Annotated in this window: 13 protein-coding genes; 6 read left to right on the forward strand and 7 right to left on the reverse strand. The window is 72.9% G+C overall.

The window, feature by feature from the left end; genetic code table 11:
- Positions 1-8 precede the first annotated feature (8 nt).
- The 3 genes from IG74_RS0104235 to IG74_RS0104245 all read right to left on the reverse strand — a co-directional run bounded on the left by IG74_RS0104235 (position 9) and on the right by IG74_RS0104245 (position 2,135).
- Positions 9-671 carry a CatB-related O-acetyltransferase gene (locus tag IG74_RS0104235; RefSeq protein ID WP_030669772.1) on the reverse strand — a complete coding sequence of 221 codons (663 nt, stop codon included), beginning with the start codon at positions 669-671 and terminating at the stop codon, positions 9-11.
- A gap of 209 nt (positions 672-880) precedes the next feature.
- Entirely contained in the window at positions 881-1,588 is a 708-nt protein-coding gene (locus IG74_RS54375) for a hypothetical protein (RefSeq protein ID WP_158857424.1), read from the reverse strand.
- 214 nt (positions 1,589-1,802) lie between these two features.
- On the reverse strand, positions 1,803-2,135 hold the full coding sequence (locus IG74_RS0104245) for a hypothetical protein (protein WP_030669778.1): 333 nt from the start codon (positions 2,133-2,135) through the stop codon (positions 1,803-1,805).
- Positions 2,136-2,270: 135 nt separating this feature from the next.
- Here IG74_RS0104245 and IG74_RS0104250 point away from each other — a divergent pair, with 135 nt between their 5' ends.
- Both IG74_RS0104250 and IG74_RS0104255 read left to right on the forward strand, forming a co-directional pair.
- A complete protein-coding gene (locus tag IG74_RS0104250) occupies positions 2,271-2,924 on the forward strand; it encodes a cysteine hydrolase family protein (RefSeq protein WP_234334202.1) in 654 nt (217 codons plus the stop codon).
- 122 nt (positions 2,925-3,046) lie between these two features.
- Positions 3,047-4,444, forward strand: coding sequence for an amino acid permease (locus tag IG74_RS0104255; protein WP_030669783.1), 1,398 nt, complete (start codon positions 3,047-3,049; stop codon positions 4,442-4,444).
- 271 nt (positions 4,445-4,715) lie between these two features.
- Here IG74_RS0104255 and IG74_RS0104265 read toward each other — a convergent pair whose 3' ends face one another.
- Complete coding sequence (locus IG74_RS0104265) at positions 4,716-7,679, reverse strand: NACHT domain-containing protein (RefSeq protein WP_051854515.1); 2,964 nt, start codon at positions 7,677-7,679, stop codon at positions 4,716-4,718.
- A gap of 132 nt (positions 7,680-7,811) precedes the next feature.
- Between IG74_RS0104265 and IG74_RS0104270 the strand changes: the two genes are divergently transcribed.
- The 3 genes from IG74_RS0104270 (at position 7,812) to IG74_RS0104280 (ending at position 10,187) form a co-directional block, all read left to right on the forward strand.
- Entirely contained in the window at positions 7,812-8,033 is a 222-nt protein-coding gene (locus tag IG74_RS0104270) for a hypothetical protein (protein ID WP_030669789.1), read from the forward strand.
- 85 nt (positions 8,034-8,118) lie between these two features.
- On the forward strand, positions 8,119-8,880 hold the full coding sequence (locus IG74_RS0104275) for a FadR/GntR family transcriptional regulator (protein WP_030669791.1): 762 nt from the start codon (positions 8,119-8,121) through the stop codon (positions 8,878-8,880).
- A gap of 26 nt (positions 8,881-8,906) precedes the next feature.
- Positions 8,907-10,187 (forward strand): CynX/NimT family MFS transporter, encoded by a 1,281-nt coding sequence (locus IG74_RS0104280; protein WP_063761207.1) that lies wholly within the window; start codon positions 8,907-8,909, stop codon positions 10,185-10,187.
- Between the two features lie 91 nt (positions 10,188-10,278).
- On the opposite strand, the gene IG74_RS0104285 is transcribed toward IG74_RS0104280, so the two are convergent.
- From IG74_RS0104285 to IG74_RS45520, 3 genes are all read right to left on the reverse strand, one after another.
- The gene (locus IG74_RS0104285) at positions 10,279-12,396 is read right to left on the reverse strand and encodes a DUF11 domain-containing protein (RefSeq protein ID WP_030669797.1); all 2,118 of its coding nucleotides are present in this window, start codon (positions 12,394-12,396) and stop codon (positions 10,279-10,281) included.
- Positions 12,397-12,480: 84 nt separating this feature from the next.
- A complete protein-coding gene (locus tag IG74_RS0104290; RefSeq protein WP_051854516.1) occupies positions 12,481-14,562 on the reverse strand; it encodes a DUF11 domain-containing protein in 2,082 nt (693 codons plus the stop codon).
- A complete protein-coding gene (locus IG74_RS45520) occupies positions 14,562-15,833 on the reverse strand; it encodes a DUF11 domain-containing protein (protein ID WP_078868561.1) in 1,272 nt (423 codons plus the stop codon). The genes IG74_RS0104290 and IG74_RS45520 overlap by 1 nt, the downstream gene beginning before the upstream one ends.
- Before the next feature lie 128 nt (positions 15,834-15,961).
- Between IG74_RS45520 and IG74_RS51885 the strand changes: the two genes are divergently transcribed.
- A complete protein-coding gene (locus IG74_RS51885; protein WP_158857426.1) occupies positions 15,962-16,123 on the forward strand; it encodes a hypothetical protein in 162 nt (53 codons plus the stop codon).
- Positions 16,124-16,390: the final 267 nt, after the last annotated feature.

Genomic DNA, 16,390 nt, shown 5'->3' on the forward strand with positions numbered 1-16,390 from the left:
CGGGAGGGCTACGCCTGGGGTGCCGCCGCCTCCAGGTCGGCGACGCTGCCGGACATCACCGCGGGGACGTGCCGCGTGAGGTGCTCCAACGGCCAGTCCCACCAGGCCAGTTCGAGCAGCCGGGCGATGTCTTCGTCGCTGAAGCGGCGGCGCAGCAGCCGGGCCGGGTTGCCGCCGACGATCCCGTAGTCGGGGACGTCGTCGACGACGACGGAGCCGGAGGCGATGACCGCGCCGTGGCCGATGCGGACGCCCGGCATCACCAGGGTCCGGTAGCCGAACCACACGTCGTTCCCGACGACGGTGTCGCCGCGGCCGGGAAGGCCGCTGATGAGGTCGAAGTGGTCGGCCCAGGATCCCCCCATGATGGGGAACGGGAACGTGGACGGGCCGTCCATGCGGTGGTTGGCGCCGTTCATGATGAAGCGCGTGCCTTCGCCCAGGGCGCAGAACTTGCCGATGACGAGCTTCTCCGGCCCGTAGTGGTAGAGCACGTTGCGGGTTTCGAAGGCCGTCGCGTCGTCGGGGTCGTCGTAGTACGAGAACTCGCCCACCTCGATCAGCGGCGAGGTGACCAGGGGCTTGAGGAGCACCACGCGGGACTGTCCGGGCATCGGGTGCAGGACGGTGGGGTCGGCCGGGACGGCGGGGACAGCGGGGTCGAGTGGCATGGTGGCACCTTTCCGGTGTGCGGCACGGACTGCGGGCGCGGCGGGCGCCCGCCCCAGGATCCCCTGGTCAACCGGCCGACAGCACACGGTTTTCCAGCGCCGGAGGGAGTGGTCGGCGAGGAGGCGTCCGCGGGGCCCGGGAACGCGACCGGGCCCCCGGCCCGTCCGCTGCGGGACGTGCCGGGGGCCCGGGTCAGGTGCGCGAAGGGTTATCGCACCGTCACCGTGAAGACGGGCGACAGGGTGGCGCCGCTCTTCATGCGCAGCTCGTTCTTGCCCTTGAGGCCGAGCTTGACGCGCAGGGTGTACGTGCCGGACTTGTTGACGGTGGTGGAGGCGGGCAGCGCCTTCCAGGTGCCGCGCTGCTTCTGCTCCAGGCCGACCTTGGTGCCCGCCTTGATGCCGGTGGCCTTGCCGCTGACGCGCAGCTCCTGCCAGGCCTTCACGGAGGTCGCGGACGGCTTGGCGGTCAGCGCGGCCTTCACCTTGGCGGTGGGGCTGGTCTTCTGGGTGCCGAGGCTCTTGCCGGTCTTGACGTCCCAGATGGCGTACGGCGTGCCGCCGCCCTGCGTCTTGCTGTACAGGCGCTTGCCGTCGGCGCTCAGGTGCAGGTAGATGCCGTTGTCGACGGTCTGGCCCGGCTTGAGGGCCTTGCCGTTGTAGTACGGCTTGCCGCCCTTGACGGCGATGGTGACGCCGGCACCGATGTCGATCTTCACGGGCTTGGCGGCGACGCTCTGGACCGCGGCGGGACGCTCGGGGGCGGGCGCGCTCGCCAGCGCAGCCGCGGCCGGGGCCAGAAGGGCCGTACCGGCGAGGACCGAGACGGTGGCGGTACGGAGGGCGCTGCGGCGGTGGGTGGTGATGCGCATAACGACGGTGTTCCCCTTCACGGTCATGGATCTGTTCGCGTGCACGGCACGGCTCCGCCGTGGGGCGGTGCCGCGCGGTGCGGTCCCGTTTTGTCCCCGTCGTCCGTGCTGTCCGGCGGGTACGGAATAAACCTAGTTCACCCGCCATTACGGCTATCCGAAGATCATGTAACGGTGCCCCATAGATCACTTCACGGCATGGCATCAGCCCGATTCCGGCGGCACCGAGGCCACTTCCACCGGCCCCCGCGCCCCGCCCTCAGCCGTCGATCCGTACGCCCTGCTTCCTCGCGTAGGCCTCCCGCCCCTTGGTGTGCCACCACTCGAAGAGCTCGATCCGCAGCGACTGCGCTATCCACGCCAGCAGGTCGTCGGGCGGGCTTCCGTTGAAGACGTTGATCTCGCTGCCGCCACGCTCGGAGCGGACCGACCAGCGGCCGTCGGGCGCGGTGACGTCCAGATACACGTCGAACTTCCGCCCGCGCACGACCACTTCGAGATCGGTCACCTCCAGGACGACACCCCCGCCCTCGTCCCACTTCCCCACGACCCGCGGGGCCAGCAGGTCCCGCACTTCCTCAGGAGTCAGCATCCGCCCAGGGTCTCGCACCGCGAGGCACCGCGAGCCACCGCGGACCGCCGGATGCTGCTATCGTCCACCTCGAAACGAGGTACCTCGAATCGATACACCACGGTTCGGGGCACGACGAGCTATGGAGGTGCGATCGTGTTCACCGAGGAGTGGGTGACGGCGCGGGCCAGGGACGGTTACGAGCACGGGCAGGCGTCCTTCCCGATCCGCCCCGAGCGCTCGGCGCTCCTTGTCATCGACATGCAGGACGAGTTCGTGCGCCCCGGCTTCAGCCCGTACTGGGTGCCCGCGGCCACGCGCATGGCGCCCCGGCTGCGCGGCCTGGTGGAGCGCTGCCGCGCGGCGGACGTCCCGGTCGTCTGGACCGTCTTCGACGACACGCACCTCGGCCTGGACCGCCCGCACGCGCTGCGCCACCTGCCGCACGGGGACAGCGACTGGACCAGGCCGGGGCCCGCGCGGGTGTGGCACGAGATGGACCCCCGCGAGGACGAGGTCGTCCTCCGCAAGCCGTCGTACGGCGCGTTCTACGACACCCCGCTGGACACGATCCTGCGCAACCTCGGCCGGGACACGGTCATCGTGACCGGGACGCTCACCAACTACTGCTGCGGCACCACGGCGCGGCAGGCGTACGAGCGGGGCTACCGCGTGGTGTTCGGCGCGGACGTCACCGCGACCGACGACGAGACCCGCCAGGAGCCGGAACTCGCGGTGCTGCGCAAGGGGTTCGCACGCGTCCTCGACGCGGCGGAGATCGGCGCGCGACTGACCGGCGCCGCGGCCTGACACCCCGCCGCACCGGCACTCCACCTCACCGGCACCCCGCCGCACCGCCGCCCGGCCGCCTCCACGCACCCGCAACACCGCGGCAACACCCCCGCAGGGTTGGCCGCCTAGCGTCGCCTGTCGTGAGTACGGACACGCGGAACACCTCGGCCCCACCCGACCCCGCGCCCGGCGACGGCGGTCTGGGCAAGGGGCTCCAGCGGCGGCACATGAACCTGATCGCGCTGGGCGGGGTGATCGGCGCCGGGCTCTTCGTGGGCAGCGGCGTGGTCGTGCGCAAGACCGGGCCCGCGGCCGTCCTGTCCTTCCTGGCCGCCGGTGTCCTGACCGTGCTCATCATGCGGATGCTCGCCGAGATGACGGTGGCCCGGCCCGCGCTCGGTTCGTTCTACGCGCACGTGCGCGAGACCCTCGGCGCCCGGGCCGGGTTCGCCGTCGGCTGGCTGTACTGGTACTTCTTCGTGATCGTGGTCGCCGTGGAGGCGGTGGCGGGCGGGCGGATCATCCAGCTGTGGCTGCCCGACGCCCCGCTCTGGGCCGTCAGCCTGGTCCTGATGGCCCTGCTCACCGCGACGAACATGGTCTCCGCGCGCTCCTTCGGCGAGTTCGAGTACTGGTTCTCGTCCGTGAAGGTGCTCGCCATCGTGGTGTTCCTGTTCCTGGGCGCGCTGTACGTCCTCGGGCTCTGGCCCGAGGCGTCCGGTGGCCTCGGCCACCTCACCGCGCACGGCGGCTTCGCGCCCGAGGGCGTGGGGGCGGTGCTCGCCGCCGTCGTGCCGTGCGTCGGGTTCTTCACCGGCGCGGAGATCGTGACCATCGCGGCGGCGGAGTCCACCGAGCCCGAGCGCGCCGTCGCCGCGGCGATCCGGTCGATCGTGCTGCGGGTCGTCGCGTTCTACGTCCTGTCCATCCTCGTCGTCGTCGCGGTGGTCCCGTGGACCGACGAGGCCGTGGAGGTCAGCCCGTACGCGGCGGTCCTGGAGCGCCTCGACGTGCCCGCGGCGGCAACCGTCATGAACGCGGTCGTGCTCGTGGCGGTCCTGTCCTGCCTCAACTCCGCGCTCTACACCTCGTCCCGGATGCTCTTCGCGCTCACCCGCCGCGGTGACGCGCCGCGCGGCTTCACCAGGCTCAGCCGGGGCGGCGTGCCCCGCCGCGCGATCCTCGCGGGCACGTCCGTCGGCTACGCGTCGGTCATCGCGGCGTGGATCTCCCCCGACGTCGTCTTCCAGTTCCTCATCGACTCCTACGGAGCCATCGCGCTGTTCGTCTACCTGGCGATCGCCGTGGCCCAGCTGCGCATGCGCCGCACCCTGGAGCGCGAGTCCCCCGACCGGCTCACCCTGCGCATGTGGGGCTTCCCGTGGCTGAGCCGCGCCACCATCGCCGCGATGGCGGCGGTCATCCTCGCCATGGCCTTCCTGCCGGACAGCCGGACGCAGTTCTGGCTGAGCCTGCTGACGGTGGCGATCGTGCTCGGGGCGTACGAGGTGAGACGGCGACGCGGGGGCGACGCATAGGTCCCTCTGGGCTGTAGGCCCCTTGTCTGCGGCCCGGCCGACACCGTCCGGTGGGGGGCGGAAGGTTCAGCGACGCCCGCGCCCTCGGCGACGGCCGCCACGAGGCGTCGGCGCGGACGGCGCGCGGGCGACCGGGCCGAGCGCGACCGCCGCACGGAGGACCAGGAGGTCGAGTTGCTCACCCTGTCCTGGTTCACCGACCACGCCGACCCCGAACGCGGTTGGCCCTGGGCCGCGCAAGGTGCCCGGCAGCGGCGGCCCGTCAACTAGGTCACGAGCCTTGGCTGGAGCGGCCGGAGGCGGTGCGAGATGTGCTTCGCGGGTTCGTACGGGGGCGGGGGTAGCGGGTGATGGCGCCGGGTGGGAAGGGTTCGGTGCCGAGCACTTCGTCCGCGTCGTGGATGGTGACGGTCAGGTCCGGCATGCCGTGCAGGGGGGTGAGGTCGACCTGCCGGTGCTCGTTCCAGGAGTGGATTTCCAGCGTCGTGAGGTTGGGCAGGGCCCTGCGCACACGAGCGAGATCCTGGAAGCCGTCCCGGCAGTTCAGCATCAGGCTCCGGATGTGCGGTGACGGGGGCAGCCCTTCGAGCATGTCCACGCTGGCGCCCAGTTGCAACATGATGCGATTCAGGCGGGGCAGAGCCGCCACGAGAGGCAGTCCGTCAACCGATCCGCACAGGTTCACAACGGACAGGTTCGTCCACCGGCCGATCCCGTCCAACGTGCCGAGGCCCGTACAGGTCCTGTCTCCCAGCATGAGGCTCTCCAGTCCCTCATGGACCGGAAGCGTCCGCAGGGCTCCGGGCTCAAGGTCCACGTTGAGCCCCAGGAAATCCACGTTCGGCAGCTGCCGCAGCGCCTCCTCTCCCTGCACACGTTCTCCGGTGAAGTAGAAGCGCGTGATGTCCGTACGAGCCAGCGCGGAAAAGTCCGTGAGGTTGTCGCAGTCCGTCAGACTCACATTGTCCAGCGAGGGGAATGACCGAAGGAATTCCATGTCTCGCAGTGTGGAATTGCTCGCGAGGTACAGCACCCGAAGCGTCTCCGGGATGCCCGCCGCCGCGATGTCGCGTGTGGTGAAGTCGCCGTGGAAGTAGACGCCCTGGGGCGCAGCAAGGGTGCGCAGCAAAGGCAGCTGCTCCGCCGAGTGAATGTCCAAGAGGCCGAGACTGGGCAGGTGGCTCAGGACCTCCTGGGCGTAGTCAGCGGTGTCGAAGTTGTACCAGCTCGACTGCAACGCATTCCGCACGCTGGGGATCGCACTCGTGCGGAACTTCTTCATCACCGTGAGGGCCGCATCGCCACCGATGAAACCCGCCGTGCGGGCGACCGCCTCCGCCTCGTCGTCCTCCAAGCCTTCCGGCCCGGGCAGCAGATCCAGGATGACGGGCCCGACATCAGCCAGCGCCCCCGCCTCCGTGCCGCTGCGCGGCGGCAGCAAGTCCTCCGTACGCCCCCGCACCTCCTCCCGCACCGCCGGGTCCAGCTCCGTCGCGTATTCGAGGCACGCCGTGGCCAGCAGGTGCAGCCGCACCCGGTGTCTGGCCGTGCGGTCGCCCCGGGCGATCAGGCGGCGGAGGAGGCTCGCGCGTTCGGCGGGGCGGGCGTGGGCGACGGCCATGCGGAGGACGTCCTCCCAGCGGTCGTCGTGGGCGTTGCGGACGAGGAGCGGGAGGTCACGCGCTTCGACGGCGGCCTTGGCGCCGAGGTAGTCCTGGAAGGTGCGGTGAACGAAGTCGACCGTGTCCGCGCTGGGCTGCCGCAGCAGGCCCGAGCGGGCGAGGAGGTGGGTGAGGACGCCCTCCGCGTCCGCCTGCCGGGCCACGTGCGGCATCGCGGGCAGCGCGTCGGCGACGAGGTCGACGGCGGTGCCCTGGTCGAGTTCGTCCTGGCCGTTGCGGATGAGCCAGTAGGCGAGGCGTTGCAGGATCTGGACGCTCTGGTGCTCGCTGAGGCAGAGGCCCTCGGGGGCGTCGATGTCGCGCTCGCGGTCGCGCCGGTGCAGCAGCATGGACAGGGCGGCGTCGTACAACTCCATGCGGCCGTGCGGGAGATGGCCGCGCCGGTCGCGGTGGAGCGCGCAGACCAGGGCGCACAGCAGCGGCGTGGTGGTCAGCAGGGACAGCTCGCGCTGCGAGCGCACCGTGTCCTTGAGGGTCTCCCCGAGCGCGGTCAGACGGGCGCGCTCCTGCGGGCCCGCGGCGTCGGCGGCGGCCGCGTCGTGCCAGCGGGTCAGGAACACGGCGACGTCCCGGCTGCCCATCGGCCGTACGGTCAGCTCGGCGAAGCCGCCGTCGGCGAGCCAGCCCTCGGGCACGGCGGAGGGCCGGGTCGTCACCACGTACGCGGCCCGCGGGTAGGCCGCGAGCAGCTCGTGGAGCCACTGCCGGGTCCGGGCGCGCTGCGCCTGCGGGACCTCGTCGAGGCCGTCGACGAGCAGCAGCCCCCGGCCGTCCAGGAGGACCTGGTCGGCCCAGCCGGGCGGCTGGGCGCCCTCGCGGGGGCAGCCGGTGGCGGCCAGGTACTCGTGCGGGGCGGGCAGTTCGCCGCGGCGGACCAGGGTCCGCAGGGGCAGCACGAACGGCAGGCAGTCCTTCAAGTGGGCCAGTTCGACGGGTAGTTCACGGCGTGCCGCGGCGACCGCGAGCCACTGCAGCAAGGTGGTCTTGCCGCTGCCCGCGAGCCCCCGCACCAGGGTCCGCAGCCGTCCCGCGAGGGCCTGCTCGGCCCGCTCGACGCTCATCGCGGCGCCGTCGACGCGGCCACCGGCGAGCGCGCCACGGGGCAGGCCGTGGGCGGGCGTGGCGAACTCCAGGCTGAGGTACGCGGCGTCCAGCGGCCAGCAGTTCCGCTCGGGCCGCGACAGGTCGAGGCCGATCACCGAGAGCTGCCCGTACCGATGGGCGACGTACTGCCGGTACCACGTCTCGAACTGCTCCCGCGCGTCCGAAGGGCCGTCCGCGACGACCACGGGCCCGGCCTCCACGACCGGTGGAACGGCCCGGTCCCGGAGCCGCAGCAGCTCCTCCGCGTCGGCGCCGAGCGCGGCGGCCAGGGCCGCGACCGTCGCGTCGGTCGGCACCCCCGTCCCGTTCAGGGCCTGGCTCACGGTCGTCCGTCCGAGCCCGGCCCGCCGGGACAGCGTGATCATCGAGAGGCGCCGCCGCGCCCGCAGGTTCCGCAGCCGTGCCTTCAGGTCCGCCAGCGGTTCCGTCCCGTCCTCGCTCGCCTCCACCGGCCCCTCCACGGACAGCGCGCTCGTCGTTCGGATCCGTTCATCTTGGTCCAACCGAACGTCGCCGTACGGGACTTCGGACATCTTCCTTCCCAGTGGACATCCGCGTCCTCCCGGGAAGGAACCTCCCCCATGACCGCCACCGCCGCAGCCTGGGCCCTGCTCGCCCTCTCCCTGGTCGCGACGGCGCTCGTCGCGCTGCTCGCCGCCGTCGCCACCGCGCTGCTCGCCCGCCGGGACGGCGCGTCCGTGCCCGCCGCCCTGCTGCGGGCGGGTGCCGCCTTCGGCGCGACGCTCGCCCTGCTCACCGCACTCCTCGCGCTGTACCTCCCCTGGGCGGCCGCGGTCGCTTGACACTGTCAAACATGGGATGTTCCCATGTTTGAGCATTCAGGAGCGACGCACGTCCCAGAACCGTTCGGCAGAGAGGCCCCGACCGATGCCGCTGCGCACCACCGCACGGACCAACCTCGTCGATCTCGTCATCGCCCAGATGGAGAGCCTCATCGCCGACGGCGAGTGGCCGGTCGGGGCGAAGATCCCGGCCGAACCGCAGCTCGTGGAGCAGCTCTCCGTCGGCCGCAACACCGTGCGGGAGGCCGTGCGCGCCCTGGTGCACACCGGGATGCTCGAACCCCGCCAGGGCGACGGCACCTATGTGCGCGCCAGCAGCGGCCTCGGCGCGGCGGTGCAGCGGCGACTGCGCGAGGCGGGCGTCCTGGAGGCGTACGAGGTGCGGGCGTCCCTGGAGCGGGACGCCGCGCGGTACGCGGCCGAGCGCCGCACCCCGGAGGACCTCGACGTGCTGCGGACGGCCCTCGACGAGCGCGGCCGGGCCTGGGAGGCCGGTGACATCGAAGCGTTCATCGAGGCGGACATGGCCTTCCACCGCGCGGTGGCGGCCGCCGCCCACAACAGCGTCCTCGCCGATCTGTACGGGCACCTCAGCGACGGGATGCGCTCGACCCTCCAGTCGGTGATCGGTGCCCCGGTCCCCGAGTCCGTACGGCACCAGATCGGCGCCCACCGGGCGATCCTCGACGCCATCGAGGCGCGGGACCCCGCCGCGGCCGAGTCCGCCGTGCTCGCCCACCTGGCCGAGGGCATGGCCGCGCTGCGCGAGCACCCCTTCGAGGACACGGACGCCGACGCGGCCGAGTCCGACGGCACGGGCGCGGACGCCCCCGCCCCCACCCACTGACACCTCACCCCCTCAGGAGACACGGCATGCGCAGGGAAGCGCCCGCCGCCACGGCCACCGTGGCGCGGGACGACGACACCACCGCCCCGGCACCCGGTCAGGCCCCGCACAGTCCGCCCGGCGTCACCGGGCGCCGTGCGCTGTACCTCGGTCTCGGCGTCGTCCTGCTCGCCCTGAACCTGCGCCCCGCGCTGGTGGCCGTCTCCCCACTGGCGGACGTCATCCGGGACGACAGCGGCATGTCGGCCACGGCCACCAGCCTCCTCACCGCGCTGCCCCTGCTCTGCTTCGGTCTGCTCGCGCCGGTCGCGCCGGGCCTCGGCCGCCGCTTCGGCATGGAGCGTTCGCTGCTCGGCACCATGGCGCTGATCTGTGCGGGCACCGCGCTGCGGATGGTGGACTCGGTGGTCGCCCTGTTCGCGGGCACGGTCGTCATCGGCGCGGGCATAGCCGTCGCCAACGTGCTGCTGCCCGGCCTGATCAAGCGGGACTTCCCGGGGCGCGCGGGGCTGATGACGGGCCTGTACTCGATGTCCCTGTTCGGCGGCGCCGCGCTCGCGGCCGGCGTCACGCTGCCGGTGCGGGACGCCTCGGGCATGGACTGGCGGACCACGCTCGCGTGTTGGGGCGCGCTCGCCGCGCTCGCCCTCGTGGTGTGGCTGCCGCAGGTGCGCTCGCGCACCCGCGTCGGCGCGGCGGCGGCCCGGCAGGCGGCGCACCCGGTGCGCGGCCTGTGGCGCTCGCCCCTGGCCTGGCAGGTCACCGCGTACATGGGGTTGCAGTCGCTGAACTACTACGCCGCCGCTGCCTGGCTGCCGACCCTGCTCCAGGACTCGGGGATGAGCGCGGGCGACGCCGGGTGGATGCTGTCGTTCTCGGCGCTGCTCGGCATCACGGGCTCGTTCGTGACCCCGGTGATCGTGGGCGAGCGGCTGAGCGCGGCGCGGCTCGCGACGCTGGGCGCGGTCCTGTGCGCGGCCGGGTACGCCGGGCTCCTCGCCGCCCCGGTCGGCGGCGCGTACGTCTGGATGAGCCTGCTCGGGCTCGGCCAGGGCGCGGCGATCAGCCTCGCGCTGCTGTTCCTCGTACAGCGGGCGCCGGACGCCCGGCACGTCGCGCAGCTGTCCAGCATGGCGCAGTGCTTCGGCTACGTCCTGGCGGCCACGGGGCCCGCCATCCTGGGCGCCGTGCACGACGTGTCCCACGACTGGACGATCCCGGTGGTCGTCCTCCTGGTGCTGCTCGTCCCGCAGGTCGTGGTGGGCCTCGGCGCGGCCCGCGACGGGCACGTGCGCGGCAGCGCGTAACGCGTCACATGTACGAACACCCCTGTGGGGGCGGGCCGTCCGGCCCGCCCCCACAGGGGTTTCAGGGTTTCGCCTCGACGTCCCGGGGGCGTCAGGGAATCTGCTTGGTCACCTCCAGGTCGGCCGTCGGCTTGGTGACCTTGCCTCCGGGCGGGCCGGTGGTGCTGGAGTTGTTGTCGGTGACCGGGTCCTTGGTCGCCGACGACACCGTGGCCGTGTTGTCGAGGTCGCCGCCGTCACCGGTGTAGGTGGCGGCGAGCTTCACCTTGAACACCCAGCTGACCGAGGCGCCGGGCGCCAGGGTCGCGAGCGGTCCGCAGGTGACCGTGCGGCCCGCGGTGCACGGGTCGTCGGACGAGACGAAGCTCAGCGCCGTGGGCAGGACGTCGGACACCTGGACCTGTTCGGCCTGGGACGGGCCCTTGTTGGTGACCGTCACCGTGTAGTCGAAGGTCTCGCCGGGGGCGACGGGCTCGTCCGTGGCGGGCTTCTTCACGATCGCGAGGTCGGCGGCGGGCGCCGCGATCACGCCGTCCGGCGGTCCCGCGGTGTCGGTGTCGTTGTCGCTGCTCGGGTCGATGTTGTCGGCGGTGACGTGGGCGGTGTTCTTGATGTCACTGCCGTCGCCCTGATAGGCGGGGTCCACCTTCACCGTCAGCGTGTACTCCACGGTCTCGCCGACCTTGAGCGGGGTCGTCCGCCGACAGTTCACGACCTGCCCGGAGACCGTGCAGCCTGCGGGCGAGGAGGAGACGTACGACAGGCCCGTGGGCAGGGCGTCGGTGAGCTTGACGTTGTACGCGTCGGCCGACGGGCCCTTGTTGGTGACGGTGATCTTGTAGTCGAAGGTCTCGCCGGGGCGCGGCGCGGTGTCGCCGACGGCGGTCTTGGTCACGGCCAGGTCTGCCGTGGGCTTGTTGACCTTGCTGCCCGGCACCCCGGCCTCCGCGCTGTTGTTGCCCGGGACGGGGTCCGTCGTGTCGGAGGAGACGGTCGCGGTGTTCTTGATGTCGCTGCCGTCGCCGGTGTACTCGGTGTCGAGCCGGACGGTGAACTTCCACGTCTTCGACGCGCCCGGTTCGAGGACGGCCTGCGGCCCGCAGGTGACGTCCTGGCCGGAAGCGGTGCAGCCGTCCGCCGAGCCCACGAAGGCGAGCCGCGCGGGCAGGGTGTCGGTCGCCTTTGCGTTCAGCGCCCTGGAGGGTCCGTCGTTGGTGACGGTCACGGCGTACTCGAAGGTCTCACCCGGCGCGATGGGCGTGCTGGTCGTGGGCTCCTTGCCCGCCCAGAGGTCGGCCTGGGGCTCGCTGACGCCGCCCGGCGGGAGCACCGCCTTGCTGGTGTTGTTGGTGAGGTCGGGGTCCTTGGAGTCGGACGTCGACGTCGCGGTGTTGCGCAGGTCGGAGCCGTCACCCTGGTAGGCGGCGCTCAGCTTGACCTTGAACGTCCACTTCACGGAGGCACCGGGGGTGAGCCTGGCGTGCGGACCGCACGTCACCGTCTGTCCGGACGCCGTGCACGGGTCGGCCGACGACACGAACGAGACGCCGTCGGGCAGCGTGTCGGTGGCCCGCACGTTGCGGGCGTCCGAGAGCCCCGCGTTGGAGGCCTCGATCTCGTACTCGTACTCCTGACCGGGCACGATCGGCCCGGTGCCGAGGGCCGTCTTCACGGTCGAGACGTCCGACTCGGGCGTGAAGGGTCCCGGCGGCGTGACGGGGTCCGGCTTGTTGTTGTCCGGGTCGGGGTCGGTGGCCTCCGACGTGCCCGACGCGCTGTTGCCGAGGTCCGAGCCGTCGCCCTGGTAGGAGGAGCTCAGCCGGGCGAGGAACGTCCACTTCTTGGTCTGGCCCACGCCGAGCTGCGGCTCCGGACCGCAGGTCACCGTGCGCCCGCTGGCCGAACAGCCGTCGGCCGACGACACGAACGACATGCCCTCGGGCAGCGTGTCCGACGCCGTCACGTTGCGGGCCACCGAAGGCCCGTTGTTCTTCGCCGTCAGCGTGTACGTGATCAGTCCGCCGGGCGGTGTGTCCGCCCGGCCCGCCGCGGGCAGGGCGCGGCTCAGCTGCGTGGTCACCCGCGGCCCCGCGCCGGACTGCGCCGCCGCCCGCGCCGGATCCTGGCCGGACCACTGCGGCAGCACGCAGACCAGCGCGGCCACCGCGGCGCCCACGAAGGCGCGTCGGCGATGTCGTGTCGTACTCATCTCACATCGGTTCCGTTCGTGCTCCGGTCACGTACACCGCTGTACGGACGTGCGAGGGGTATCCCGCCACCGCGGCGGGACCCGTCAGCTGGGGGTGTTCTCGGCCGTCTTGTCGAATTCGAGGTCGGCGGTCGGCGGCTTGACCCGGCCGCCGGGCACGGTGGCGCTGCCGCTGTTGTTGCCGGTGTCGGGGTCGGCGGTGTCGGCTTCGGCCGTCGCGACGTTGAGGACGTCCGTGCCGTCGCCGCTGTAGTCCGCGTTGAGCCGCACCCGGAACGTCCACGACGTGGTGGCCCCCGGCGCCAGGGTCGCGACCGGTCCACAGGTGACCGTGCGGCCCGCGAGCGCGCAGGCGTCGGCGGACGACACGAAGGTGAGCGAGGTCGGCAGGGGGTCGGTGACCCGCACGGCGCGCGCGACGGACGGACCCTTGTTGGTGACCGTCACCGTGTACGCGTACTCCTCGCCCGGGGCGACCTGCGCGGTGGTCGTCGTCTTCTTGACGGTCGCGAGGTCGGCCGATGGCGCCCGCACCCCGCCCGGGGGCTGGGCGGCCGTGCTGGTGTTGTTGGCGAGGTCGGGGTCGCTGACGTCGTGCGTGACCTTGGCGATGTTGCCGAGGTCGGAGCCGTCGCCCTGGTACGCGGCGTCGAGCTTGACCCGGAACGTCCACGACACCGAGGCGCCCGCGGCGAGCCTGGCCGCGGTGGGACAGGTGAGGACCTGCCCGGACGCCGTACAGCCGTCGGTGGAGGACACGAACGTCAGGCCGGTCGGCAGGGTGTCGGTGACCCGCACATTGGCGGTGTCGGACGGCCCGTTGTCGCGGACCGTGATCCGGTACTCGAACTCCTCGCCGGGGCGCACCGGGCCCTGCCCGACCCCCGCCTTGGTCACGGAGGCGTCGGCCCGCGCGGTCACGGTCGTGGACGCGGTCGCCGTGTTGTCGGCCGAGTCGGTGTCGGAGCGGTCGCCGGGGGCGATGACCGTCGCCGTGTTGGTCAGGGTCGTCGGCTGGGCCGGGGCCGTGCCGGTGACGGTGTAGGTCACGGTGCCGTCGCGCGCCAGGTCGGCGGTGGTGTCGAGGGGCCCGGACCCGGACGCCGTGCCGCAGGCACTGCCCGAGCTCGCCGAGCAGGTCCAGGTGACGCCGGTGAGCCCGGGGGCCGCGTCCTTCACGGTCGCGCCGGTCACCGCGTTGGCGTTGCTGTTCTTCACGGTGACCGTGTACGTGACCGGTCTGGTCCCGGCCGCCACGGTGGCGGGCTTGCCCGTCTTGGTGACCGACAGGTCCGCCGGGACGTTGATCTTGAGGTCGCCGATCTCGTGGTTGTTCGTGGCGCCGCCGGTGCCCGCGGAGAAGCCGACGCGCAGGCTGGACGGCAGCGCCGGCTGGCCGCTCACGGTCGACACGTCGAAGTCGCTGATGAGCTTGGTGAAGTCGGTGCCGGGCCCCGAGTCGGACCAGACCGACACGAGGAGGTTGCCGCCGCTGGGCTGCACGGTGACGCGCACGGTGCGGAACTTGGCGCGGCTGCCCGTCTCGACGGTGCCGCCGGGACCGCTCGCGGAGGTGCCGAACCGGTAGCCGGTGGTGCCGTTGCCGCCGCCGCGCAGCACGACCTTGTTGGCCTGCGCGCCCGGGCCGCTCGCGCCCGTCGAGTTGGACGAGAAGTTGCCGAACTCGTCGATGCCGATGCCGAGGAACGCACCGGGTACGCCGTTGCTGGTGCACCGGGACGCGCTACCGGCGCACGCGTAGCCGAGGGCACCGCCGGTGGCGCCGGTCCCGGTCGCCGCGGAGCCGTCGGCGAGGAAGAACGCCAGACCGTCGCCCCGCTTGCCGTCGAAGGTGCTGCCGCCGTAGGTGGCGTACGTGAACTCCGCGACGATGCCGAGGCTGGTCGGGAACGAGTCCTTCATCTGCCACGACCCGGCCCTGGACGCCTGGGCGGGCGTGAGGCGCAGCCAGCCGTCCGAGTAGGAGGCACTGCCCGTTGCGGTGCCCAGGTCGTTGCCGTTGTCGAAGCCCTCGTGGACCGGGAAGGTCAGGTCGACCCGCGCGGCCGAGGCGGCCGGGGCGATCAGCCCGCAGAGCAGGGCGCCGAGCGCGAGCAGCAGGGCGGCGAGCCGCCGCGGGCCCGCCGGATGCCGGGAGGTCGTCATCACTTCGGCCCCTCCCCCGCTCCGCGCCGCCGCACGGCCGCCACCAGGAGGCCGCCGCAGGTCACCGCGGCGCCCGCGGCCCAGCCGAGCCAGGCGGGCACGTCACCGCCGGTGTCCGGCAGCTCGCCGTGGTCGCCGGTCCTGACGTACACCGTGTGCGGCGGGTTCTGGTTGTCGCTCGGGTCCGGGTCCTTCGTCGTGGAGGTCACCGTGGCGACGTTCTCGATCCTGCCGAGGTGACGGGTCTGCGCCGTCGCCACGCGGACGGTGAGCGCGTACGAGACCGAGGTGCCGGACGCGAGGCGGTCGGGTCCCGGGCAGACGACGAGCCGCCCGCCGTCGTCCGGGGCGCAGCCGTCCGGGGAGCCGACGAAGTGCAGGCCCTTGGGCAGCGGGTCGGTCACCCGCAGGCCGCGCGCGGTGCCGGGACCGTTGTTGTGCACGGTGATCCGGTACGTGAAGGTCTCGCCGGGCCTGACCCACTCCCGGCCGCCGGGCAGGACGGCCGTCTTGGTCAGCGTGAGGTCGGCGCGGCCCCAGTCCGGCGGGACGGGCAGACCGGTCACGGACGCCGTGTTGTTGCTCGCGTCGGGGTCGCGGGTCTGCGAGGACACCGAGGCCAGGTTCACGATGTCCCGGCCGTCGCCCTCGTAGTCGTCGGCGAGGCGTACGGTCACGACCCAGGTGTGGGACGCGCCGACGGCGAGCTCCGGCAGCGGGCCGCAGGTGACGGTCCGTCCGCTCGCGGTGCAGCCGTCCGCCGACGAGACGAAGACGAGGGCGCCCGGGAGCCGGTCCTGGACCGTGACGCCGACGGCCTGCGAGGGGCCGTGGTTGACGGCGGTGATGCGGTACTCGTACACCCCGTCCGGCGCCGGGGCCGAGCCCGCGGCGCGCCGCTCCGAGCTCGGCCCGTGGTGCGAGCGGACCTCCAGGTCGGCCCTGGCTGCCGACGCCGGACGGCCGCGGTGCTTGCGGGCCTCCGGTGTCGGCGACGACGGCGGGGCGGACGACCGTGGGGCGGTGCGCCTGGGCTCCGCATCCTCGCCCGGAACGCGCGGGGCACGCGGGGCGCTCGGGGGCGGGCTCGTCCGCGCGGGGGCGGCGGACGGGGTGGCCTTCGGGGCCGTGGACGGGCGATCCGACGCGGCCTCGCGGGGCTGCGCCTGCGGGCCCTGCCGCGGCGTGCTCTTGCCGGGCGCCGGCGCGGCGGAGGGGGAGGCCGACGCCGCCGGTGTCGGAGTCGGTGAGGCGGAGGCTGAGGCGGGCACGGATCCCGGGGGCGACCCCGAGGGCGACGGCGACGCGCCCGCGTCGGGTGACGCGGCGTCACCGGAGGGCGGGGGCGCGGACGCCGACGGCGGCACCTCCGCGGCCGCCGGGCCGGACTCCGGACCCGATGCGGGACCTGATGCAGGACCTGATGCAGGACCTGATGCAGGACCTGATGCAGGACCTGATGCAGGGCCCGATGCGGGGCCCGATGCCGGACCTGATGCCGTGCCAGGTGGCGCGCTCGACGGCGACGGAGCCGGCGAGGCCGCGAGGGCGGCCGCCGTGACCGCTGCCGCGGGCGGCGCGACCAGGGCCGCCGCACCGGCCGCGAGGGCCACCGCGCCGCGCGGCCAACGGCGCGCGGCCGCCCGCCGTCTGAGATTGTGTCGCATCGAGAGACCCCTTCACATCGGGCACGGCAAGGCGGCACCGTTCCGGTCCGGCCGAAACGCAAGATCTTTTTATCCGACTTTTTCCGCTTTGAGATGATCAAGGGATGCGAACGAGTGAGAAGGGGGCATCGAACAGCCCAGCGGGAGCGCCACCATGACGC

It is taken from the genome of Streptomyces sp. NRRL B-1347 (assembly GCF_000720325.1).
Taxonomy (GTDB): Bacteria; Actinomycetota; Actinomycetes; order Streptomycetales; family Streptomycetaceae; genus Streptomyces.